This is a genomic window from Nannocystis pusilla (assembly GCF_026626665.1).
Classification (GTDB): Bacteria; Myxococcota_A; Polyangia; order Nannocystales; family Nannocystaceae; genus Nannocystis; species Nannocystis pusilla.
On the sequence record NZ_JAPNKE010000002.1, the window covers coordinates 1,556,663 to 1,577,798 of the forward strand.

Genomic DNA, 21,136 nt, shown 5'->3' on the forward strand with positions numbered 1-21,136 from the left:
GTCGTATGCGGGACGAGATGCTGCCGTCTCGCGTCGTTCTCGCGTGGTCCTTCGTGCTCGTCGTCGGCTGCTACTCGGGCGTCGCGGAGGTGACCGAGAGTATCGGCGCGCCCGAGACCGCGAGCGAGGCGACGAGCACCGGCGCGAGCGCGGCGAGCACCGGACCGGGGACGAGCGACGCGAGCGCGCCGGGCACCGGCGAGGCGTCGACCGCGGAGGCGCCGACGAGCACGAGCGTCGCGGAGACGACGACCACGGGGCCGGACGAGGTGTCCTCGGGGCCAGGTCCGACCGACAGCGGGACGTCCGGCGCGGCCTCGACGACCGCCGGCGACGTCGGCACCACCACCGGCGAGCCGGTCGATCCGGCGGCGGAGGTGTGCGCGCTGGACGGCGGACCGGACGGACATGTCTGAAGGGACATGGAGCGGGGCGGTCGCCGGCTGTCAGGCGGGCGACACGGGCGCGCCGGGCCGCGACAACGCGCTCAAGCTGATCAACCTGTACCGCTGGCTGGCGGGGCTGCCGGCGGTCGGCCACGACGCCGGGCTCAATGCCAAGGCCCAGCAGTGCGCGCTGATGATGCACGCCAACGGGCAGCTGTCGCACGACCCGCCCATGCAGTGGGACTGTTACAGCGCCGACGGGGCGCAGGCGGCGAAGAACAGCAACATCTCGTCGACGCCGGGCGTGGTCGCGGTCGACCTCTACATGGTCGATCCCGGCAATCCGACGACCTTCGGCCATCGGCGGTGGATCCTCTCGAACGGGTTCGGGCCGGTCGGGCTCGGGTCGACGGCCGTCAACTCGTGCATGTGGGTGATCGGCGGGCAGGGCGGCGGCGACGCGGCGTGGACGGCCTGGCCGCCGCCCGGGGTGGTGCCGATCGACGCGATCCACGTGCCCGAGGTGCCGTGGGCCAACGTCGACGAGACGGGCTGGACGATCCAGAGCGACGCGATCGACCTCGGCGCGGCGCAGGTGACGATCCGCGAGGGCGGGGTCGACCTGCCGGTGAAGACGACGGCGCTCATGGGCGGGTTCGGCTCGGCCAGCGCGATCGCCATGACGCCGCAGGGCTGGACCTCGGAGGCCGGCAAGACCTACACGGTCGAGGTGAACGGGGTGCCGCAGCCGTTCAGCTACGACGTGCAGGTGGTCGCCTGCCCCTGAGGGACATGTCCGAACGGGCATGGCCGAGCGGGCATGTCCCGACGAGCATGCTCGATCAGGCAGCCACGACGCGGGTCAGGCGGACCTCGATGGCGCGCGTCTCCTCGCCGCTCGGCTCGATGTTGGTGGCCTCGATCACGAGCTCGTCGCCGTCGCGGCGGAAGGCGGTGCGCCAGCCCCAGCGCTGGTCGCCGGCGCGGTAGCTGCCGAGGACCGCGATGGCGGGGCCCGCGGGCCCGGTCGACCACAGGGGAGGCGCCGGTGTGGAAGGTGTCGATCCAGTACAGGGTGTGCTCGTGGTCGTCGACGCCGAGGGTCATCTCGCCGTGGTGCAGCTTGCCGGTGCACACGCCGTCGTAGCGGAGGCGCGCGTAGCGGCCCTCGAGCAGCGACTCGATCTGGACGCGCCAGTCGCCGACGTCCGGCTCGCCTCCCGCGGGGTCGAGCCAGGTGCGCGCGGGGCCGGTCCATGAGCCTGTGAGTTCGGTGAGGGGGTGGGCCATGACGCCGGTCATAAGCGATCGGCGGCGGGCGATCCACCGGTGTGGGGAGTGCTACAGTGACGGCGATGCGAGCGGTCCGCCGTGCGGTCGGGATGATGTGGCTCGGGCTCGGCGCGTGCCCGTCGCCGGTCACGAGCGGCGAGAGCGACGCGGCGACGTCGAGCAGTTCGACGGAGACGGGCGCGCCCGCCGAGACGAGCGGATCGAGCAGCTCGGGCGGGACGACGGCGGCGGCGACGACCCCGGAGCCGGCGCCCGACGCCGGGATCGCGTCCCGCTGCGGCAGCGACAGCCCGGAGGCGCTGATGGACTGCGTCGATCCGGCGCGGTGGGCCGAGGACGTCGCGTTCATGGCCCAGTCGCGGCCGCCGGGATCGATCCACTGGCAGAAGGTGCAGGACCGCTGCGCGGCGGCGCTCGAGCAGGCGGGCTTCGCGGTGCAGCGCCAGGACTACGGGACCGGGATCAACGTGATCGGGACGCGCGAGGGCGCCGCGGCGGCGTCCGAAGTGGTGCTGCTGGCGGCCCACTACGATCACGTCAGCGGCTGCCCCGGCGCCGACGACAACGCGAGCGGGGTGGCCGGGGCGCTCGAGGTGGCGCGCGTGCTCGGGCAGGCGAGGCTGCCGCGCACGCTGATGGTGGCCTGCTGGGACGAGGAGGAGCTGGGGCTGCGCGGCTCGCGGGCGTTCGCGCAGACGTTCACGGGCGCGAAGCTGGCGGTGGCGTTCAACTTCGACATGATCGGCTACGCGAGCGCGGCGGAGCACTCGCAGATCTTCCCGGGGCCGCTGGCGGAGCGGTTCCCCGGGCTGGCCGACGAGCTGACCGCCAACAAGGGGCGCGCCGACTTCATCGCGGTGGTCGCCGACGCGTCCGCGGAGCCGTTCGCGCTCGAGCTGGAGCGGCGGGCGGAGCGCCTCGGCCGGCTGACGGGGGTGATGACCCTGACGGACGCGGAGAAGCTCGACGACGACGCGTTCGGGGTGCTGAGCATGTCGGACCACCGCAGCTTCTGGGAGCGAGGGCTGCCGGCGCTGCACGTGTTCGACACCGGGGTGTTCCGCAACCCGGCGTATCACTGCACGGGCGGGCTCGACACTTCGGACACGCTCGACCACGCGTTCGCGACCGACGTGCTCAAGGCGACGACCGCGGCGGTCGCGGCGGCGGCCGGGCTGTGACCGCGCGGCTCAGCTCCACTGCAGGTCGAGGACGAAGCGCCGCCACTCGCGCTCGAAGCGGGGCATGTCGCGGTGGCCGAGGACCTTCTGCAGGGTGGCGTAGCCGCCGGGGTCGAGGTCGACGCCGGCGACGAAGGCATGATAGTAGTCGCGCAGGCGACCCTGCTCCTGTAAATAATAGCAGAGGTAGCGGGCCTGGGCGTAATTGAGGCCGGAGCGCGCGCCGTAGAACTCGTCGGAGTCGGTGGCGCACAGCTCGGCGAACGAGCGCAGGCGCCGGGCCCGAATGGCGGTCTGCAGCTGCGGCAGGCGCCAGTTGGGGTAGCCGACGATCCGGCCGCCGTGCTCGCCGCACTGCTCGTAGAGCGAGGCGAGGCCCTCGTTGAACCAGGCGGGGCAGGCGGGGAAGTTGGCGGCCATGAACGGATGGACGATCTCGTGGACGAGGGTGCCGCCGCCGGTGCCGATGTTCATGATCAGGGCGGCGTGCCGCGGCGAGTAATAGCCATAGGGGGTGTCGGGCTCCTCGCCGAACAACTCGTGGGTGTTGCGGCCGTAGCTGGCGCGGTCGGCGAACAGATAGACGTCGATGATGCGCGCCGGGTCGCGGGCGAAGTAGTCCTGCTTGAGCCGCAGCACCGACCAATGAATCGTGCGATCGGCCCGCCGCTGGACCTCGGCGGGCGACTCGTCGCCGATGACGACGAAGGGCGGCTCGACGAGGACGGTGAAGCCGCGGTCGGCGTGGCGCTCGCGCAATGTGTCGGCGCGGGCGTCGAGGGCGGCGCGAGGGATGAGGGGCGGGCCGAGGGTCGAAGTTGCGACCGGGGGCGGGGGCGGACCGGGCGCGGGGAGCTCGGGCGCGGGGTCGGGCGCGAGCAGGCGAGGAGGAGGCGGCGCGGAGGTCGGGCGCTCGCCGCAAGCCCAGGCGCCGGCGGCGACGAGCCCGAGGGCGAAATCTCGGCGGTGCATGCAGCGGTAGAGCACGCACGTGCCGGGCCGATGGGTCTGGTGCGTCCGACGATGTCGCGGGGGAGGATGGAGCAAGGGTCGACCTGCGCCTGGAGACGGGTCGATGCGGACGATGTCGCGCGAGGATCGACCTGTTCTCGGGGACATGTCGCCGAGCGAAGCGGACGCGGTCGCGCGGGATGTCCCGAGAGACATGTGATTCGCCGCGGTCGGCGGCGCGCGCCGGTCACGGGTCGTGCTGCAGATAGCTCGGTTGCCGCGGCAGGCGCAGGCTGACGAGGGCGGTCACCACCATCATCGCGCTGACGTACCAGAAGAACGACGTCTCGTGGCCGAGCGACTTGAGGGCCAGGGCCACGTACTCGGCCGAGCCGCCGAAGATCGCGTTGGCCACCGCGTAGGCGAGGCCGACCCCGAGCGCGCGCACCTCCGGGGGGAACATCTCGGCTTTGACGATGCCGCTGATCGAGGTGTAGAGGCTCACGATCGCCAGCGCGGCGAGGATCAGCAAGAAGGCCGTCACCGGGCTGGTGGTGCGCTGCAGGGCCGTCAGGATCGGCACCGTGGCCACCGCGCCGAGGCTGCCGAACAGCAGCATGCAGGTGCGCCGACCGATCCGGTCTGAGAGCGCGCCAAAGGCCGGCTGCAGGCACATGTACACGAACAGCGCGCCGGTCATCACGTAGCTGGCGGTCCGGATCGGCAGGTGGACCGTGTTGACCAGGTACTTCTGCATGTACGTGGTGAACGTGTAGAAGAACAGCGAGCCGCCGGCGGTGTAGCCGAGCACGGTCAGGAACGCGGCGCGGTGGTGACGGAGCAGGCCGATCACGCTGCCGGCCTCGGCGTCGGCCCTGGCCGCGGCGCTCTGCGTCTCGTGCAGGGTGCGGCGGAGCAGCAGGGCGACCACCGCCGCCACCGCGCCGAGGACGAAGGGGATCCGCCAGCCCCAGGCCTTGAGCTCGGCCTCGCTGAGCAGGTGCTCGAGCACCACGAGCGTGAGCACCGCGAGCAGCTGGCCGCCGATCAGCGTGACGTACTGGAACGAGGAGTAGAAGCCGCGCCGACCCTTGAGCGCGACCTCGCTCATGTACGTGGCGGTGGTGCCGTACTCGCCGCCGACCGAGAGGCCCTGGAACAGCCGGCACACCAGCAGCAAGAACGGGGCCCACATGCCGATCTGCGCGTAGGTGGGCAGGCAGGCGATCACCAGCGAGCCGGCGCACATCATCATGACCGACAGCAGCATCGAGGTCTTGCGACCCAGGCGATCGGCGATCCGCCCGAACAGCCAGCCGCCGATCGGCCGCATCAAGAAGCCGGCCGCGAACACGCCGGCGGTGTTGAGCAGCTGCGCGGTCGGGTCCGACTGGGGGAAGAACGCCGGCGCGAAGTACAGCGCGGCGAAGGCGTAGACGTAGAAGTCGAACCACTCGACCAGGTTGCCGGACGACGCCGCCATGATGGCGAAGATGCGGTGGCGTCGCTCGGCGGCGATGTCCTGCGGCGGCGGCGAGGCGACCGGGGGCCTCCGGAGGTCGACGTGACTGCGTTCATGGTGCTCGGGCGCGCGACGCTGCGGCCGCTCAGGGTGCCACAGCCGACGGCGCGCGAACCATAGACAGGTCACATCGCAATGCACGTCGCGGGCAGCGCCGCGGTCGGCGAAGCGAGCGAGCGAGTGGCGCGGAACACCGGGTCGCGCGACGGCACCGCGCTCGCGGCCCACCCAATGTCCGCGCCGCGCGACCGCGTCCGCATTTCAAAGCCGGCCGCTCGTCACCGGGGGCGCGGCACGTCGAGGCGACGCACCCGGCGGGCGGCCCGCGCCGCCGCGATCCGACCTCAGATCGACGCGTCGATCTTGGTCCAGAACAGAGCGTCCGAGTAGGTCGTCATGCTGGTGTTGGTCGCGCAGGTCGGCAGGGTCTGACCGCCGCACTGCACCTGCGGCGCGGTGAGGGTGGCGTTGCGGGGCGTGTTGATGCAACGGACCCCGGACTTGGACCACACCGCCTCGGTCGGGTCGTCCGCGCGCAGGAAGGTGTTGATCTGGTACTTGTCCTTGATCTGCAGGTGCGTGCCGGTCTGCGTGTACGAGGTGCCGTCGAAGCAGTAGTCGGCGCGGACCATGCGGGTGGCCACCTCGAACTCGTCGATCGGCCGCTCCCACGGCTTGTAGCCCCACTGCACCGCCTTGCCGACCGCGCCCGAGGTACACGCGAGGTAGAGCGTGTTGCTGCGCTTGCCCATCCGCCCGGTGACCTCGTTCACGGTGAGGTCCTTGATCGGCACCATCGTGTGGACGCCGTCGGTGTCGGCGTCGCACACCGGGACGACGTTGCCCAGCTCGTCGACGGTCTCGAAGGTGTAGTGGGCCTCCTTCGGCGAGATCTGCTGGAACGAGGCGATCCGGAGCTCGACGTCCACTTCGGGCTCGTCGTCGGCGTCGTGGTCGCCGTCGCCGTCGGTGTCGGCGTTGAAGAGCGTGAGCTCCCAGCGCGAGCCGACCAGGTCGGCGCCCCTGTAGATCGTCGTGCCGACCTTCGCCTCGAGCGTCCCGTCCTTGACCGAGCCGCTGGTGACGTTCACCCACACGTTGCCCGGGCGCAGCAGCTTGGCGCCCGTGGATTGGGCGCCCTTGTGGACCAGGCCCGAGAGGTCGAGCTCGGAGAAGGGGGTCGAGCCGATCGAGCTGGTGTTCAGCCACACGCCGCCCGCGGGCCCGCTGCCGGGGCGCAGGGCAACCTCGCCGAGGTCCTCATCGGCGGCGTCGAACTGGTCCATATCGTCACACGCGGTGACACAGGCGACGCTCAGGATCACGAAGGGAACAAGGTTGCGGATGTTCATGGCGGCTCTCAGCTCCGGCTCGTGGCTTGTGCATGTGGCGTCCCCGAAGCTCGGCCAGCGAAAATCGAAGGTCCGACGGCTCTTTTTTCAAGCTGCTTAAGCGAACATTTTTAGACAGATTAACTTGTAATGGTACTTTATTTTCAAGACTATTTTCGGTTTAGCTACTGAAAATTACGTTAGCTAAAATACTTTTACCCCAGCGCGAAAATGCGCTGAAAAATTACCGCATTAGCCGCCGACCAATCGGGGAGGCGAACGACAAGACGTTCCTGGCGAACCTTGCCACGTCCTCTATCCTCGGGACGCGCCCCTCGGCGCCTGCCCTCCATGGCGACGTCGAAGACCGCACTCGAGCAAACAATCATCGCGCCTGCGGCTACTCAGGTCGCGCCGCCTCGGTCGCCCGGGTCCTCCGAACTCGCCGACCTCGTCGTCACGCAGCGCGCCGAGCCGCCGGTCCGCGATCAACCCGCGCGCCCCATCACCGGCCCGATCCCCTCGCTGCTGGCCCACATCGGTCGCTTCACCATCCTGGAGCGGCTCGGCGAGGGCGCGATGGGCATCGTCTACGCCGCGTACGACGACCGGCTCGATCGCAAGGTCGCCGTCAAGATCCTGCGCAACGACTCGAGCCAGCGCGAGCCGCAGGCGCGCGAACGCCTGCTGCGCGAGGCCCAGGCGATGGCCCGCGTCTCGCATCCCAACATCGTCGCGGTCCACGAGGTCGGCTACCACGACGGCGAGGTGTTCATCGCCATGGAGTTCGTGCGCGGGCAGAACCTCGCCAACTGGTTGAAGGCGGCCCGGCCCTGGCGCGCGCGCGTCGAGACGCTGCTGCAGGCCGGTCGTGGCCTCGCGGTGGCCCACGCCGCCGGCCTGGTCCACCGCGACTTCAAGCCGGCCAACGTGATCGTCGGCAGCGACGGCGTGGTCAAGGTCCTCGACTTCGGCCTGGCTCGCTCGGTCGACCGCGAGGTCGAAGAGGAGCCGCCGCCGGCGCTGCACACCACCCTGACGAGCTCGCTCGATAACCACCTCACGCACACCGGCGCGGTCGTCGGAACTCCCGCGTACATGGCCCCCGAGCAGCTCCTCGGCCAGCCTGCGACCGAGAAGAGCGACCAGTTCAGCTTCTGCGTCAGCCTCTACGAGGCGCTCTACGACGTCTCGCCGTTCGACACCAGCAGCCTCCTCGCGCTGACCGACACCGTGACGCGCGGGGCCATCCGCGAGCCGCCCTCGGGCAGCCACGTGCCCGCGGCGCTGCTGCAGATCGTCACCCGCGGCCTCGCGGTCGATCCGAAGCGGCGGTTCCCGTCGATGCCCGCGCTGCTGGCGGCGCTCGAGCGCACGCTCGAGCGCCGGAGCGTCCCGTGGATAGCGACCCTCGGCCTCGCCGGTCTGCTCACCGCCGCCGGCGTCACCGCTGCTACGTACTACCCGGCGAGCGACGCCTGCGAGGGCGCCGACGACGAGCTCGCCGGGCTGTGGGACGAGCCCGCCGCTGCGGCCGCGCGCGCGGGCCTGCTGGCCACCGGCGTGCCGTACGCCGAGGACACCTGGACGCGCGTGAAGGCCCGCCTCGACACCTACGCGGGCGAGCTCGTCGGCATGCGCGTCGACGCCTGTCGCGCCCACCAGCAGGGCCGCGCCTCGACGCATTTGTTCGACCTGCGGACCGCGTGCCTCGACCAGCGGCACAAGAGCCTGGCCGCGTTCGTGGCGATCCTCCAGCGCGCCGACGCCGAGGTGGTCGGCAACGCCGGCGCCGCGGCGGCGAACCTGCCGGCGCTGGTCGGCTGCGACGACACGCGCGCCCTCACCGAGGCCGTCCCGCCGCCCGACGATCCCGCCAGCGCCGCGCGCGTCGCCGGCCTGCGCGGCGTGCTGGCCGAGGCCCAGGCGCACGAGCTCGCGGGCCAGTTCACCCAGGGCCTCGCGCTGGTCGACGGCATCGAGCTCGGCGACCTCGCCTATCCGCCGCTGGTGGCCGAGATCGGCCTGCGCCGCGGCAGCCTGCTCAGCGAGGCCGGGCGCCACACCGAGGCCCTCGACCTGCTCACCGGTGCCTTGCAGACCGCGCTCGCCAGCGGCCACGACGTCGTCGCCGCCGCGCTCGCCACCCGCCGCGACTTCGTCCGCGCCGCCCGCCTGCAGCAGAGCCGCGAGGTGCTGAGCGACGCGCCGCTGATCGACGGCCTGGTCGCGCGCGTCGAGACGACCCGCGAGGGCCGCGAGCTGCGCGGCGACCACCTCAACAACATCGGCATCGCCTACGCGGTGCTCGGCCAGATCCAGCGGGCGAGCGAGTACTTCGTCGCCTCGATCGACGCGCGCCGGGCCGTCCTCGGCGAGGACCACCCGCAGGTCGTCTACGCGCTCGGCAACCTCGGCCTGGCCCTGGTCGGCAGCGACAACGCCCTCGAGGGCGTCCGCCACTGCGCGCGGCCTTCACGGCCGCCGAGTCGAGCCTCGGGCCCAAGCACCCGCACGTCGCCCTGCTGGCGATCAACCTCGGCATCGGCTTCACCGGGCTGCACCGCTTCCGCGAGGCCGCCGGCTACTTCCAGCGCGCCCTGGCCCTGCAGAGCGAGCTGCTCGGGCCCGACGCCGCGGACCTGCACTGGGTGCTGTCGGGCATCGGCGATCTGGCGGTGGACCAGCGCCGCTGCGACGAGGCGGACGCCAGCTACCGGCGCGCGTTGCAGGTGCTGGGCGCGAGCGAGACCTCGCTCGACTCCGCGGCCCTGATGCCCGTGCTCGGCCTCGGCAAGGCGGCCACCTGCCGGGGCGACCTCGCCGCCGCCGAGCGCCACTTCCGGCACGCGCACCTGCTCGCCGAGCAGAGCTTCGGCGCCGACGCGCTGCGCAGCGCCGACGTCGACGACCAGCACGGGGACATGCTGCTGCGCGCCGGCGACCCCGAGGGCGCGCTGGCGCAGTACCAGCGCGCCCTCGAGATCCGCAAGGCCCGCATGCGGCCCGACGTCCCGCTGCTGGCCGACTCGCTGCGCCGGATCGCCGAGGCCCACCGGGTCGCCGGGCGCCTTGAGGAGGCGGCCAGCTACCTGCAACAGGCCCAGGGCCTGCGCGAGCGCGACCCCAAGGTCGAGAGCAGCGAGGCCGCCTTCATCCGCCTCCGCCTCGGCGACCTCGCCCTCGCGCGGAGCGACCCGAGGACGGCCGTCGGCCACTACGAGCGCGCCATCGCCATCTACTCGGCGGTGAGCGACAGCGACATCCTCGAGCTCGCGCTGGCCCGCTTCGGCCTCGCCCGCGCCCGCGCCGCGGTGACCGGCGCGCTCGCCCCGGAGGGCCGCGCCCTCGTCGACCAGGCCCTGCTCACTCTGGAGAGCCTCGGCCCCGCCTACCTGCCCGAGCAGGCGACGGTGCGCGTCTGGCTGGCCGGCCACGCGAAGTAGCGATCTGGGGCATGTCGCTGCGGACATGCCCTTTTTCGCATGCTCGAAGGGACATGCCCGCAAGGGCATGTCCCGAAGCGCATGTAGATCGTGGATGCGTCCCCGGCGAGCCTCGTCGAGGCGCCGCCGGGGACGGTCGCGCGCACGAGCCGCTGGCTCAACCCGGCTGGATCGAGCAGTAGCCGGCGATGCAGGTGCCTTCGCCCTCGCAGCAGGCCGCGTCGACCTCGCACGAGTCGCCGATGTGCGAGCAGGTGTCGGGCTTGTCGGAGCACACGGCCGGGTCGCCGTAGCAGAAGCCGTCGCAGCAGTCGAAGCCGGCGTTACAGCCCTCGCCGAGCTGCTTGCACGGCGACAGCGCCCACTCGCCGCGCATGTTCGAGTTGTTCAGCTCCTGGCCGGGCAGCCAGAAGGCCGGGTGGCTCGGGTCGGTGCCGGGGGTGATGTTGCCGTCGATGGCGGTCACCCACAGCTGCTTGCGCCGGGTGTTGGGGTTCGTGTCGGTGAGCGTGTTGCCGTACTTGCGCTCGGAGCCGATGATGAGCCACGAGTAGCCGCCGACCGAGACGGGCAGGAAGGTCGGCTCGTAGGTGGTCTGGTCCTGGCCGGGCTCGACGATGCCGAAGCCGTTGGCCTTGTCGAGGCGCACCACCGCGGAGCCGTCGAGGGAGGTCAGCCAGACCTCGGTGACCGCGGCGCGGGTGCGGGCCTGGTTGAGGCGGTTGAACGCGATCCACTGCGAGTCGGGCGAGAAGGTCGGGAACGTCGTGGTCGTGAGCCCGGGGATCTTGTCGACGATCTGGTGGGCATTGGCGAACGAGTTGGTCATCAGGTCGATGTCGACCAGCCACAGCTCGCTGTTGTTGAAGTCGAGCCAGTTGCCGTCGGTCTTGCGCGCGAACGCCACCTTCGTCCCGTCGCTCGACCACACCGGGTGCTGCGGCTTGCCGCCGGGCACCGTGAGCTGCGCGAGCACGGTGGAGCTGTCGAAGGTGGTCAGCTTGAGCGCGCCGGTCTCGTCGGACTGGCCCCACACCACGTGCGAGCCGTTGGGCGCGATCGCCTGGAAGCCGGAGGCGATGTCGGGGAAGTACAGGACGTTGCCCGACGCGGCGTCGATGGTGCTCCACGGGCTGTAGCCGCCGTGGAAGCTGGCGGCGATCCGCGAGCCGTCCTTCGACACGCTGTGACAGGCGACGCACGTGACGCCCGGCGGCTTCTGGATGAACTGCTCGGGCGCGGTGGCGCCGATGTTGAGGCGCACGACGTTGCCGTTGTTGACCTCCCAGTAATAGACGGTGCCGGTCAGGTTGGCCGGGGCGATCGTCCACGTCTGGGTCTTGGCGAGGTAGGCCTTCTGACCGTCGAAGCGGGCGATGTCGACCTTGACGTCGCCCTCGGTCGAGGCGGTCAGCTTGAGCCAGATGTCGGTCGGCAGCTTCGGGAAGTCGAAGCGCGACGGCGGCGGCACGCCATGCCAGCCCTTGTACTCGAAGAACTCGCTGTACGCGTGGATGTAATAGAGGTCGTTGGCGCCGCCGCCGTCCCACTGAATGGTGGGACCGATGAGGCCGCGCGGGAACACGGTCTTGTCGTACGGGTAGAGCAGGACCATCGACGGGTCGGGGTCGACCGCCATCGGGAACAGGTCCTTGGTCTCCGGCGGGACCGGGTTCGGCTCGGCGTTGAACAGCAGCTTGACGGTGGCGGTGGTGGTGGCCGCGGGCAGCTCGCCGGCGCCCTCGAAGGTGACGGTGCCGACGCCGCCGGCGAAACCAGTCGCGGTGAAGGTGCCCGAGAGATCGCCGATGCCGGCGAGGTCGAGCTTGTCGTACGACCAGGTGCCGGTGACGGGGATCTTGATGCCCTTGTCGGTGATGCCGACGGCGCTGTACTGGGTGCTCGGCGGGATCACGCCGTCGACGACGGTGATGATCGCGTCGAGCGGATCGATCTCGATCGACACGACCATGCCGGGGTCCTCGCCCGTGGTCGCGGTGGTCGCCGGATCGACCGTGGTGCCGTTCGTGGTGCCCGTGACCGGCCCTTCGGTCGGGTCGCCCATGGTGCCGCTGCCGCTCGGATCGGTGCTTGTCGGCGTCGCGGTGTCGGTGGTGTCGCTGCCGTTGCCGGTGTTGCCGGTGCTCAGCGAGGTGGAGGCGGAGATGACGAAGCTGTCGCTTTCGGCCGGACGATCGGGGTTGCCGCAGGCGAGCAGGCCGGCGGCCGAGAGGAGCGCCACAAAGTTCCAACGCATGCCGCGATTACAGCGAAGATCGCCGGCCGCGGCTACACCGTAGATCCCCGGTGCGACGCGAGCCCACGCAAGGCCCGGGGCCGGCGCCGTCTGCAGGCGCGCAGACGGCTGCTCAGGACTTCAGCGGCTCGCGCGGGGCGACGATGTCGCGCGCGAGGCCGACGAGCGCGAGGCCGCGGATCATGAGGTAGGTGACGTCGAGCTCGAACCACCGCCGGCCGTGGGCCGCGGCGCGCTGGTGGGCGTGGTGGTTGTTGTGCCAGCCCTCGCCGAAGGTCAGAAGGGCCACCCACCAGTTGTTGCGCGAGTCGTCGCGGGTCTCGTAGTTGCGGTAGCCCCAGCGGTGCGCGGCGGAGTTGACGAGCCAGGTCGCGTGATACGTGAAAACCAGGCGCACCGGGATGCCCCACACCACCCAGCTCCAGCCCTGGCCGAGCCACGCCTCGCCGACGACGTAGAGCAGGACGGCCAGGACGAACTGCGGGACGTAGTGCCAGCGGTCGAACCACCGCATCACCGGGTCGCGCAGGAGGTCGCGGGCGAACGCGCGCTCGGCGTCCTCGTCGGCGCGCATGAAGACCCACAACATGTGGGCCCACAACAGGCCGCGCCGCGGCGAGTGCGGGTCGTGCTCCTGGTCGGACCAGCGGTGGTGCAGGCGATGCTTGCCGACCCACAGCACCGGGCTGCCCTGCCAGCTCAAGGTGCCGAGCAGGACGATGACGTACGTCAGCAGCCGCGGGACCGCGAAGCTGCGGTGACACAGCAGGCGGTGATACCCGAGGCAGATGCCGACGCCGCCGGCGAGCCACCAGAGCGCGGCGGCGACGCCGAGGCCGCTCCACGAGAAGGTGAACGGGGCCGCGATGCAGACCAGGTGCATCAGCCCGGCGCCGATCACGTGACTCCACATGAGTCCGCCGACTGCGGGCGAGCTGGTGGCCGGCGGAGGGACGATATCTTCGACTTCGACTGCCGTGGACAAAGCCTCCGCAAGCTACCAGCGGCGAGCGCAGGTCACAGCGGCCGGCCTGGGAGCGACAGTGCGCGCCGACGCACGTCGGGTCCGCCGCCCGGGCACCCGGGCCCGGGCTCGCCGGCGATGAGGGACCTCCGCCGGGCCCGCCGCCGATCGGGCCAGGTGGGCCGCGCCGGCGGGTTATTCTGCCGTCCATGCGAACTTCGCCCTTGCCCGCTATCGCCCTCTCCTGCCTGCTCGCTTGCGGCGACGACGGCGCGGCCCAGACCGATACGGTCTCGGTGTCGGCCAGTGACACAATTATGACGGACGCGACGTCCACCTCCACGAGCGTCGGTCCGACGAGTGCGACCTCGGAGGACACCGGGACGGCGGGCGAGTCGGAGTCGGGCACGCCGACGACCACCGCGCCGACGAGCACGAGCACGAGCACGAGCACGAGCACGAGCACGAGCTCCACCACGGAGCCCGACACGACGACGAGCACGAGCACGGGCACGACGGACCCGATCGACACGACCACCACCGAGACGACGTCGACCTCGACGACCACGACGAGCGAGACGGGCGAGACGACCACCGACTCGACCACCGGCGAGCCCGAGGCGTGCGCCTGCCCCGACGACATCGAGGTGCCGCTCGACGACGGCATCTTCGTCCTGTCCGACGACGCCGAGCTGTGGAAGTACTTCCCGAGAGCAACAGCTTCACGATGCTGGGCGCGATCGGCTGCGGCATGACCAACACCTTCTCGATGGCGGTCGACCGCCTCGGCTACGCGTGGGTCCAGTTCAACGGCACCGGCGAGCTGCGCAAGGTCGACGTCACCAACGTCGCCGACTGCAGCGACCCGGGCTTTCTGCCCAACCAGAACGGGGTCAAGACTTCGGCATGGCGTTCGTGTCGAACAGCGACAGCGACAAGTGCGACCGGATCTACGGCAACACATACAGCGGCTTCGGCGGCTACTCCGAGGGCGTGAACGTCGGCGACTTCCTCACCATCGATCCGAACAACTTCGCGCTGTCGAAGCTCGGCAAGACCAACTTCGACGGCGCCGAGCTGACCGGCACCGGCGACGGGCGGGCGTTCATCTTCGGCGGGCAGTTCCGTCGAAGCTGGTCGAGGCCGACAAGGCCACCGGCGCGGCGCTGGACGTGCTGCCGCTCAACGGGCTCGAGATCAACAACGGGGCGTTCGCGTTCGCCTTCTTCGCCGGCGACTTTTACTTCTTCACGGACAGCGACAACGACCTGTTCAACTCCGAGGTCACGCACCTCGACTACGACGACAGCGACATGAACGGGGTGCAGGACCTCACCGTGCTGACCCAGGACGCGCCGCTGCTGGTGGTCGGCGCCGGGGTGTCGACCTGCGCGCCGGTGCTGCCGATGTGAGCCGATGACCGACGATTCGAAGCAGCGGGCGGCCCGGGCGGCGCTGGAGCTGGTGTCCGCGGGGACGGTCATCGGCGTGGGCACCGGCTCGACCGTGGCCCACTTCATCGACGCGCTCGACCCGGGGCGCGTCGCCGGGGCGGTGGCCAGCTCGGAGCAGACTGCCGCGCGCCTGCGGGCCCGCGGGATCGCGGTGCTCGACCTCAACACCACCGGGCCGCTGCCGCTCTACGTCGACGGCGCCGACGCCTGCGACCCGCAGCGCCGCCTGGTCAAGGGGGCGGCGCGGCGCTGACGCGCGAGAAGATCGTGGCGGCGGCGGCGGAGCGGTTCGTGTGCATCATCGACGCGAGCAAGCGAGTGCCGCGGCTCGGCGGGGTCCCGCTGCCGGTCGAGGTCATCCCGATGGCGCGCGCGCTGGTGACCCGCACGATCGCGGCGATGACCGGCGGCGCCCCCGTGTGGCGCGAGGGCGTGGTGACGGACAACGGCGGCTGGATCGTCGACGTCCACGGCCTCGTGATCGACGAGCCCGAGGCGCTCGAGGCGGCGCTGAACCAGATCGCCGGGGTCGTCAGCGTCGGCCTGTTCGCCCGCCGCCCGGCCGACCTCGTGATCGTCGGCGACGATCCGCCGTGGTCGTGGTGATGCCCGATCGGACATGCTCTCGCGGACATGCTCCATGCGGCATGTCCCGCGAGCCACGTCACTCGGGGTTGTCCTTGAGCCAGCGCTCGTAGGCCTTGAGGTCGATCTCGCAGACCTTGGCGTACTCGGCGGCGACCGTCTTGCGCTCGTAGGCGCGGTCGCTGGCGGCGCGGTTCTGCTGCTCGCGCAGGGCGTCGAGGGCCTCGAGCACGTTGCGGAAGTAGACCCACCGCTTGGGCTGCTCGGCCGTCGGCGTCGGGGTGCCGCCGCAGTAGCGGGCCAGCCAGCCGTGGGCCTCCTCGACCTTGCCCTGCTCGCGCAGGGCCGTGGGCATGGCCGGCAGGCAGCTCTGCAGCATCAGCGACACGCGGTCGGGGCCGCGGGCCTGCTCGGCGAAGCAGCGCTCGCTGAAGCGGGCGTGATCGCCGACGAGGAAGGCGTCGCGCACGTAGGTGTCGCGCTCGAACTCGGAGCGCGACGGCTGGGCGCGGTCGCAGGCGTACATGTCGACGAAGATCTTCTGCGGGCCTTCGGGACATGGCACTTCGTACAGGTCGATGACGTGGCCGTCCTTGTTGGCGCCGACGTTGCCGCGGCGGGCCTTCATGCCGCTGGGGATGTCGCCGTCGAACGGGCGGGTGCCGTCCTCGCACTCGGCGTCGGCGACGGCGACGTAGGAGCCGGTGGTGCCGCAGGCCAGGAGCGGGCGGTCCTTGGCGGAGCCGGGCGGCCCGAGCGGCGCGCCGCTCTCGGGGGCGCGCACGTCGCCGATCCGCTCGCGCTCGCCGGTTCGACCGGGCCGCGGGCCCCCGGGTTGGCGAAGGCGCCCGACGAGGTGGTGGCCGGATCGAGCGGCGAGGCGTCCGCCCCGGCGATCGGGGTGCCGAAGGCGCCGGACTCGGTCGCCGCGGGGGCCTTGGCCCGGCCCGACGTGGCGGTCTTGCAGGCGGGCAGGCAAGCGAGGGCGAGGAGCAGGAGCGGACGGCGCATGCGCGAGTCAACGTAGCACGGGGCTCGCCGCCCACGCTCGTGGCGCCGTCAATGCGGGTGCTGCGGCAGGTCGTCGGCGATGTCGTAGTAGTCGCCCTTGTCGGCCACGTGGATGTGCATGGCCAGGCGAGCGTGCGTCGGCGGATCGAAGGCGCCCATGGCGACGGCGATCTTCGGGGCGAAGATCGGGTCCCAGAACAGCCACGAGCCGCAGGTCGAGCAGAAGCCGCGGCGCACCTTGTCCGAGGAGCGGAACCAGGTCAGGCGGTCCTCGCCGCGGATCGTCAGCGCTTCGCGCGGGACGTCGGTCGAGGCCCAGTAATGGCCCGACTGTTTGCGGCACTGCGAGCAATGGCACGCGTTCGGCGGGGGCAGCGGGCCGGTGACCTCGAAGGTCACGGCGCCGCAGAGGCAAGATCCCTGGGGCATGGCGCTCCTGTTGGCGGCGACGATAGCAGCGATCAATCGGGGCAGGCGGGCAGGGCCGCGATCCAGGCGTCGACGAGGGCGGCGCCCTCGCTGTCGATCACCGCGGAGCCGACCGCGGGCATGCGCGTGCTGCCGAGGGTGTGCATGCGCGCGGAGAGGATCGATCGCGCCGGGTCGCCGGGGGTGAGCAGGGTGGCGTCCGCGAGGTCGAGGTCGCCGGAGCGCGGCGTGGCCTCGCACAGGTTCATCGCCGCGGCCGGGACGTCGCGGCGCAGGTCGATGCGGGCGCGGCCGCTGGGGGCGTCGGGGCGGTGGCACTGCGAGCAGTTGGCGTGCAGATAGGCGCGGGCGCGCTCGGCCAGCGGGGCGTCGCCGGCGATCGGAGGCAGCGGTATGGCGGCGGGCGGATCGGCGAGGACGCCCTTCGAGGCGAGCAGGAGCAGCTGATCGACCGGCTCGCCCGCGTCGCCGGGGACCTCGCGCGCGAGCTGGGCCAGCTCGAGGCCGAGGGTGCGGCCGGCGGCGCGCGAATGGCAGTACATGCAATCGGCGCGGTCGGGGAAGATCCACGTCTGCTCGCCGACGACGCGCGTCTCGCCGCCGGCGAGCAGGCGCGCGTCGCCGCCGTCCGCGTCCCAGGCGTAGCTGTAGCCGGCCCAGTCGCCGTCGCCGTGGTGGACGAAGAGGCGGGTCTCGACCGGCGCGCCGGCCAGCTCGAAGGTCTTGACGACGACGCTGCCGACAGGCAGCGCGAGGTCACCGTCCGCCGCGACCTCGGCGGGGCGGCTGGGCGGCAGGAACATCCAGCGGGTCTTGTCGGCGCCGTCGGACCAGAACGGGACGTTGAGCGCATAAGGGACCGCGCCGGCGGGCGGGCGCCGCGGGTCGGCGACGTCGAGGCAGCCTGTCTCGGAGAGCATGTCCGGGAGGACAGGGCCGCTCGCGGGGCCGCGGCGCGCAGGCGGTAGATCCCGCCGCCGTAGGCGAGGGCGTACAGCTCACCGTCCTGATCCTCGGCGAAGGCGACGGTGCCGCGCACGCCGGCCTCGCTGAGCACGACCGGGGCCGCGCCCTCGGCGACGCCCCACAGGGTCTCGCCGTAGAAGTCGGTGTAGAGGAACAGGCCGGCGAGGTCGGGCAGGGCGGCGCCGCGGTAGACGAAGCCGGCGATCACCGAGGCGCCGCCGGTGTTGCGGTACTGGGCCACGGGATCGACGAGGCCGGCGCCGGCGCAGGCGTCCTGGCCGAAGCAGTCGAGGCCCTCCTTGATGTTCCAGCCGTAGTTGCCGCCGAGGACGATCTTGTCGATCTCCTCCCACACGTTCTGGCCGACGTCGCCGGCCCACAGCTCACCGGTCATGCGATCGAAGTTGAAGCGCCACGGGTTGCGCAGGCCGAGGGCGAAGATCTCCGGGCGACCGCCGCCGGCCGCGTAGGGGTTGTCGGCCGGGATGGCGTAGGGGTCGCCGCCGTCGACGTCGATGCGGAGCAGCTTGCCGAGCAGGCTGTCCGGGTCCTGGGCCCGGTTCTGCGGGTCGCCCCCGGACCCGCCGTCGCCGAGGCCGAAGTAGAGGAAGCCGTCGCGGCCGAAGCCGAGGTCGCCGCCGTTGTGATTGGTGTAGGGCTGGTCGACGACGAGGATCGGCTCCTCGCTGGCGAGGTCGAGGGTGAGGCCGTCGCTCGTGTGGAAGCGAGACAGGCGCGACTCGAACACGGGGCCGCCCGGGCCGGTGTACGACAGGAAGACCTCGCCGTTGTCGGCGTAGTCGGGGTGGAAAGCCATGCCGAGCAGGCCGGCCTCGCCGCCCTCGACGATCTGCGGCGCGAGGTCGGCGAACAGGGTCGGCGCGGGCGGCTCGGCGACGTTGGGGAAGGTGTAGATTTGTCCGCTCTGGGTGGCGAGGTACCAGCGATCGCCGGTCGGGTCGAGCAGGAGATCGACGCCCCCCTCGATCGCCACGGAGGGGAAGACCCGCACGTATTCGACGACGTCCCGCGCGGGCGGACGCGGGAGGTTCAGGCACTCGGGACCGCGGTCGTCGCTCGCGCTGCAACCACCGAGCAGCGCGACGGCGAGGCCCAGCGGCAGCCGGGACCGATGGGCAAAAATAAGGAGCATGGCCCAGAATACGCCGGGCTCGCGCGCGGCCCAGGGGTGGCCGTGAGGGGCCGAGGGCGGTGAGTCAGCGTGAGGACGGTCCTGGGTCCATGTCGCAGGGGCGTCGATGCATCGCCGGTCGTATCGGCGGACCATTGTCCACGCCGCGGACATCGATGATGCCGATGGAGATGGGGCGACGTTCGTCGCGTCGATTGCGCGGCTGGTCATGCGGGCCTCGTTTTTCTATGTTCCGCGACCCGTGACCCTCCGCGATCTCATCCCCCCATGCATCGCTCTGGCCGCTTGCCTGAGCCTGGCCTGCTCCGACGACAAGGACCCGCTCGACTCGGCGACCAGCCCGACGGCGGCGACGACGACGGACCCGAGCAACGGTTCGAACGCGAGCAACGCGTCCAACGCGTCCAACCCCAGCAACGCCACCGACGACTCTGACGGCACTGACGGCACCGACGGCACGGCCGCGACCGCGGCGACCGACACCGGCGTCGACGAGACGACCGGGCCGACCACGGGCGAGCCGACGGCCGGCACGACGGTGGCCGAGACGACCGCGGCCGAGACGACGAGCACGAGCGAGCCGCCGCCGACCGACGGTCCCGGCGTGCTGCCCGGCGAGGACGGCATGCAGGCGTTCTGCCGCCGCTACAAGGAGTGCGGCGGGACCTACTACGGCGACCAGCAGGAGTGCCTCGACGCGACCTACGACTACTGGGGCGACTGCCCGTCGCGCAAGGCGGCGCTCGACGAGTTCGGCGCCTGCATGTCGGAGCTCGACTGCGGCGAGTGGAACCTGACGCCTACAACCCGGGCAGCACGCCGTGCGCCGAGCAGTGGAGCGGGGTCCAGTCGGCCGAGCCCTGCTGACGGACCGAAGGGACATGTCCCCCGAGACCGGTGCTCAAGGGCATGGCTCCGGGGACATGTCCGATGCGTCAGCCTCGATCCGGAAGTAGCGGAAGCCGCCGCCGCCGGTCCAGCCGGCCGCCGCGGTGACGCCGCTGGGATCGCGGCCGTCGACGACCGCGCGCAGGCGCGGGGCGACCAGGGTGTCGCAGTGCTCGCCGCGCTCGACGAGGATCCAGCGCCGCCGCAGCTTGTGGGCGACGGCGCCGGTGGTGCCCGAGCCGGCGTAGACGTCGAGGACCCAGTCGCCCGGGCGCGTCGACAGCTCGAGCACGCGGCGCAGCAGCGCCTCGGGCTTCTTGCCCTTGGGGAAGGCGACGCCGCCCTCGTTGTGCAGGTTGTTGGACAGCAGGTCGTCCCAGATGGTGGTGAGCGGCTCGCCGGCGACGCGCTGACCGTCGATGAGCTTGAGCTTGGCGGCGTAGAAGAGGATCCGCTCGCCGCGGACGAAGTAGAAGTCGTCGTGGTCGTCGCGCTCCAGGCGGAGCACGACGTCGGGCTCCGCCTTCGAGCGGTCGATCATGGCCCGCGCGGCCGCGCTGACGGCGTTGTAGTCGGGCCGCGCGAGGCGGACGACGGCGTCGGCGTGGGCGAGCACGAACGCGTCGAGGCGCTCCGGCTCGGCCCGCGCGAGCCGCTGGGCCGCGCGCTCGCCCAGGCCGCAGGCGTCGGCGAAGGCGCGCATCAGGGTGACGAGCCGCCACTCGGCGTGCGGCGCGGCGCGGTCGACGATGAACTGGGCGTACCGCGGGTCGCGCTCGCGGGCGGTGTACAGCCGCTGCGGGGCCCAGCGCGCGGTCCTTGCAGTACACGAGGACGAAGTTGGAGGTCGTGACGCAGCCGGGGTTTATCGCCTTGTGGCCGGTCGGCGCGCCCTGCTTGAAGGTGACGACCGAGGCGCGGTTGGCCCGGCCGAAGATGTCGTCGAGCAATACGATCAGGTAGCCGAGCTCGTTGTCGTCGATGTGGACGAACAGGGTGCCGTCGGCGGCCAACAGGTCGCGCAGGACCGTCAGCCGCGCGCGCATGTCTTCCAGCCAGCGCGCGTGCTCGATGCCGTCGTCGTAGTGGGCGAAGGCGCGGCCGGTGTTGTACGGCGGGTCGATGTAGACGCAGCGGATCTTGCCGGCGAACTCGGGCCCGAGCGCGCGCAGGGCCGCGAGGTTGTCGCCGCGGATCAGGCGGTTGTCGTAATGGTCGCCCGCCACCTCGGGGCCGGCCGCGCGGTGGGACAGCGCGGGTGCCTCGACGAGGGGGCGCGGGTCCACTGCCCGACGCTAGCGCAGGCCGGCGGCGACGAC

At 71.6% G+C, this 21,136-nt stretch carries 19 protein-coding genes and 4 pseudogenes; 10 read left to right on the forward strand and 13 right to left on the reverse strand.

Going from position 1 to position 21,136, the window contains the following annotated elements; translation table 11 throughout:
- Positions 1–17 precede the first annotated feature (17 nt).
- Positions 18–416 carry a hypothetical protein gene (locus tag OV079_RS06935; RefSeq protein ID WP_267766959.1) on the forward strand — a complete coding sequence of 133 codons (399 nt, stop codon included), beginning with the start codon at positions 18–20 and terminating at the stop codon, positions 414–416.
- Positions 409–1,173 carry a CAP domain-containing protein gene (locus OV079_RS06940; protein WP_267766960.1) on the forward strand — a complete coding sequence of 255 codons (765 nt, stop codon included), beginning with the start codon at positions 409–411 and terminating at the stop codon, positions 1,171–1,173. The genes OV079_RS06935 and OV079_RS06940 overlap by 8 nt, the downstream gene beginning before the upstream one ends.
- Here the strand turns inward: OV079_RS06940 and OV079_RS06945 are convergent.
- The gene (locus OV079_RS06945) at positions 1,143–1,676 is read right to left on the reverse strand and encodes a DUF1579 family protein (protein WP_267766961.1); all 534 of its coding nucleotides are present in this window, start codon (positions 1,674–1,676) and stop codon (positions 1,143–1,145) included. The two genes, OV079_RS06940 and OV079_RS06945, sit on opposite strands and share 31 nt — an antisense overlap.
- Positions 1,677–1,741: 65 nt before the next feature.
- Here OV079_RS06945 and OV079_RS06950 point away from each other — a divergent pair, with 65 nt between their 5' ends.
- Positions 1,742–2,860, forward strand: coding sequence for a M28 family metallopeptidase (locus OV079_RS06950; protein ID WP_267766962.1), 1,119 nt, complete (start codon positions 1,742–1,744; stop codon positions 2,858–2,860).
- A 9-nt stretch (positions 2,861–2,869) separates the two neighbouring features.
- Here OV079_RS06950 and OV079_RS06955 read toward each other — a convergent pair whose 3' ends face one another.
- The 3 genes from OV079_RS06955 to OV079_RS06965 all read right to left on the reverse strand — a co-directional run bounded on the left by OV079_RS06955 (position 2,870) and on the right by OV079_RS06965 (position 6,685).
- A complete protein-coding gene (locus OV079_RS06955; protein WP_267766964.1) occupies positions 2,870–3,832 on the reverse strand; it encodes a hypothetical protein in 963 nt (320 codons plus the stop codon).
- 226 nt (positions 3,833–4,058) lie between these two features.
- The gene (locus OV079_RS06960; protein ID WP_420829394.1) at positions 4,059–5,294 is read right to left on the reverse strand and encodes an MFS family transporter; all 1,236 of its coding nucleotides are present in this window, start codon (positions 5,292–5,294) and stop codon (positions 4,059–4,061) included.
- Positions 5,295–5,677: 383 nt separating this feature from the next.
- On the reverse strand, positions 5,678–6,685 hold the full coding sequence (locus OV079_RS06965) for an ADYC domain-containing protein (protein ID WP_267766965.1): 1,008 nt from the start codon (positions 6,683–6,685) through the stop codon (positions 5,678–5,680).
- Between the two features lie 330 nt (positions 6,686–7,015).
- On the opposite strand from OV079_RS06965, the pseudogene OV079_RS06970 reads away from it, so the two are divergent.
- The 3 genes and pseudogenes from OV079_RS06970 to OV079_RS06975 all read left to right on the forward strand — a co-directional run.
- A pseudogene (locus tag OV079_RS06970) lies at positions 7,016–9,040 on the forward strand (serine/threonine-protein kinase); the annotation flags it as partial.
- A 242-nt stretch (positions 9,041–9,282) separates the two neighbouring features.
- Positions 9,283–9,339, forward strand: a pseudogene (locus OV079_RS57365) (hypothetical protein); the annotation flags it as partial.
- Positions 9,340–9,396: 57 nt separating this feature from the next.
- Positions 9,397–10,110 carry a tetratricopeptide repeat protein gene (locus tag OV079_RS06975; protein WP_267778476.1) on the forward strand — a complete coding sequence of 238 codons (714 nt, stop codon included), beginning with the start codon at positions 9,397–9,399 and terminating at the stop codon, positions 10,108–10,110.
- A gap of 157 nt (positions 10,111–10,267) precedes the next feature.
- Here the strand turns inward: OV079_RS06975 and OV079_RS06980 are convergent, their stop codons facing one another.
- Positions 10,268–12,367 carry a hypothetical protein gene (locus OV079_RS06980; RefSeq protein WP_267766967.1) on the reverse strand — a complete coding sequence of 700 codons (2,100 nt, stop codon included), beginning with the start codon at positions 12,365–12,367 and terminating at the stop codon, positions 10,268–10,270.
- 112 nt (positions 12,368–12,479) lie between these two features.
- A complete protein-coding gene (locus OV079_RS06985) occupies positions 12,480–13,352 on the reverse strand; it encodes an acyl-CoA desaturase (protein WP_267766968.1) in 873 nt (290 codons plus the stop codon).
- 188 nt (positions 13,353–13,540) lie between these two features.
- On the opposite strand from OV079_RS06985, the gene OV079_RS06990 reads away from it, so the two are divergent.
- From OV079_RS06990 to rpiA, 4 genes and pseudogenes are all read left to right on the forward strand, one after another.
- The gene (locus OV079_RS06990; protein ID WP_267766969.1) at positions 13,541–14,086 is read left to right on the forward strand and encodes a hypothetical protein; all 546 of its coding nucleotides are present in this window, start codon (positions 13,541–13,543) and stop codon (positions 14,084–14,086) included.
- A complete protein-coding gene (locus OV079_RS06995) occupies positions 14,059–14,328 on the forward strand; it encodes a hypothetical protein (protein ID WP_267766970.1) in 270 nt (89 codons plus the stop codon). Before OV079_RS06990 ends, OV079_RS06995 begins: the two co-directional genes overlap by 28 nt.
- A gap of 175 nt (positions 14,329–14,503) precedes the next feature.
- Positions 14,504–14,743 carry a hypothetical protein gene (locus OV079_RS07000; protein ID WP_267766971.1) on the forward strand — a complete coding sequence of 80 codons (240 nt, stop codon included), beginning with the start codon at positions 14,504–14,506 and terminating at the stop codon, positions 14,741–14,743.
- A gap of 4 nt (positions 14,744–14,747) precedes the next feature.
- Positions 14,748–15,391 (forward strand): annotated as a pseudogene (gene rpiA / locus OV079_RS07005) (ribose-5-phosphate isomerase RpiA).
- A 58-nt stretch (positions 15,392–15,449) separates the two neighbouring features.
- Here rpiA and OV079_RS07010 read toward each other — a convergent pair.
- From OV079_RS07010 to OV079_RS07040, 7 genes and pseudogenes are all read right to left on the reverse strand, one after another.
- Complete coding sequence (locus OV079_RS07010) at positions 15,450–16,154, reverse strand: hypothetical protein (protein WP_267766972.1); 705 nt, start codon at positions 16,152–16,154, stop codon at positions 15,450–15,452.
- 275 nt (positions 16,155–16,429) lie between these two features.
- Positions 16,430–16,810, reverse strand: coding sequence for a GFA family protein (locus tag OV079_RS07015; protein WP_276602621.1), 381 nt, complete (start codon positions 16,808–16,810; stop codon positions 16,430–16,432).
- Between the two features lie 32 nt (positions 16,811–16,842).
- Positions 16,843–17,058, reverse strand: a complete 216-nt coding sequence (locus tag OV079_RS07020; protein ID WP_267766975.1) for a hypothetical protein — start codon at positions 17,056–17,058, stop codon at positions 16,843–16,845.
- Entirely contained in the window at positions 17,055–18,929 is a 1,875-nt protein-coding gene (locus tag OV079_RS07025; protein WP_267766977.1) for a PQQ-dependent sugar dehydrogenase, read from the reverse strand. Before OV079_RS07025 ends, OV079_RS07020 begins: the two co-directional genes overlap by 4 nt.
- 225 nt (positions 18,930–19,154) lie before the next feature.
- On the reverse strand, positions 19,155–19,556 hold the full coding sequence (locus tag OV079_RS07030; RefSeq protein ID WP_267766979.1) for a hypothetical protein: 402 nt from the start codon (positions 19,554–19,556) through the stop codon (positions 19,155–19,157).
- 274 nt (positions 19,557–19,830) lie between these two features.
- Positions 19,831–20,520 carry a DNA methyltransferase gene (locus tag OV079_RS07035; RefSeq protein WP_267766980.1) on the reverse strand — a complete coding sequence of 230 codons (690 nt, stop codon included), beginning with the start codon at positions 20,518–20,520 and terminating at the stop codon, positions 19,831–19,833.
- Positions 20,521–20,686: 166 nt separating this feature from the next.
- Positions 20,687–21,103: pseudogene (locus OV079_RS07040) on the reverse strand (DNA methyltransferase); the annotation flags it as partial.
- Positions 21,104–21,136 lie beyond the last annotated feature (33 nt).

Excerpts from the sequence above, each read along its gene's own strand:
- OV079_RS06980 (WP_267766967.1), bottom strand. The coding sequence starts at position 12,367 with ATGCGTTGGAACTTTGTGGCGCTCCTCTCGGCCGCCGGCCTGCTCGCC.
- OV079_RS06995 (WP_267766970.1), top strand. The coding sequence starts at position 14,059 with ATGCTGGGCGCGATCGGCTGCGGCATGACCAACACCTTCTCGATGGCG.
- OV079_RS06965 (WP_267766965.1), bottom strand. The coding sequence starts at position 6,685 with ATGAACATCCGCAACCTTGTTCCCTTCGTGATCCTGAGCGTCGCCTGT.
- OV079_RS06955 (WP_267766964.1), bottom strand. The coding sequence starts at position 3,832 with ATGCACCGCCGAGATTTCGCCCTCGGGCTCGTCGCCGCCGGCGCCTGG.
- OV079_RS06950 (WP_267766962.1), top strand. The coding sequence starts at position 1,742 with ATGCGAGCGGTCCGCCGTGCGGTCGGGATGATGTGGCTCGGGCTCGGC.
- OV079_RS07035 (WP_267766980.1), bottom strand. The coding sequence starts at position 20,520 with ATGCGCGCCTTCGCCGACGCCTGCGGCCTGGGCGAGCGCGCGGCCCAG.
- OV079_RS07015 (WP_276602621.1), bottom strand. The coding sequence starts at position 16,810 with ATGCCCCAGGGATCTTGCCTCTGCGGCGCCGTGACCTTCGAGGTCACC.
- OV079_RS06945 (WP_267766961.1), bottom strand. The coding sequence starts at position 1,676 with ATGGCCCACCCCCTCACCGAACTCACAGGCTCATGGACCGGCCCCGCG.
- OV079_RS06940 (WP_267766960.1), top strand. The coding sequence starts at position 409 with ATGTCTGAAGGGACATGGAGCGGGGCGGTCGCCGGCTGTCAGGCGGGC.
- OV079_RS06935 (WP_267766959.1), top strand. The coding sequence starts at position 18 with ATGCTGCCGTCTCGCGTCGTTCTCGCGTGGTCCTTCGTGCTCGTCGTC.
- OV079_RS07020 (WP_267766975.1), bottom strand. The coding sequence starts at position 17,058 with ATGAACCTGTGCGAGGCCACGCCGCGCTCCGGCGACCTCGACCTCGCG.
- OV079_RS06990 (WP_267766969.1), top strand. The coding sequence starts at position 13,541 with ATGCGAACTTCGCCCTTGCCCGCTATCGCCCTCTCCTGCCTGCTCGCT.
- OV079_RS07030 (WP_267766979.1), bottom strand. The coding sequence starts at position 19,556 with ATGCCGTCCTCGCCGGGCAGCACGCCGGGACCGTCGGTCGGCGGCGGC.
- OV079_RS07025 (WP_267766977.1), bottom strand. The coding sequence starts at position 18,929 with ATGCTCCTTATTTTTGCCCATCGGTCCCGGCTGCCGCTGGGCCTCGCC.
- OV079_RS06960 (WP_420829394.1), bottom strand. The coding sequence starts at position 5,294 with ATGGCGGCGTCGTCCGGCAACCTGGTCGAGTGGTTCGACTTCTACGTC.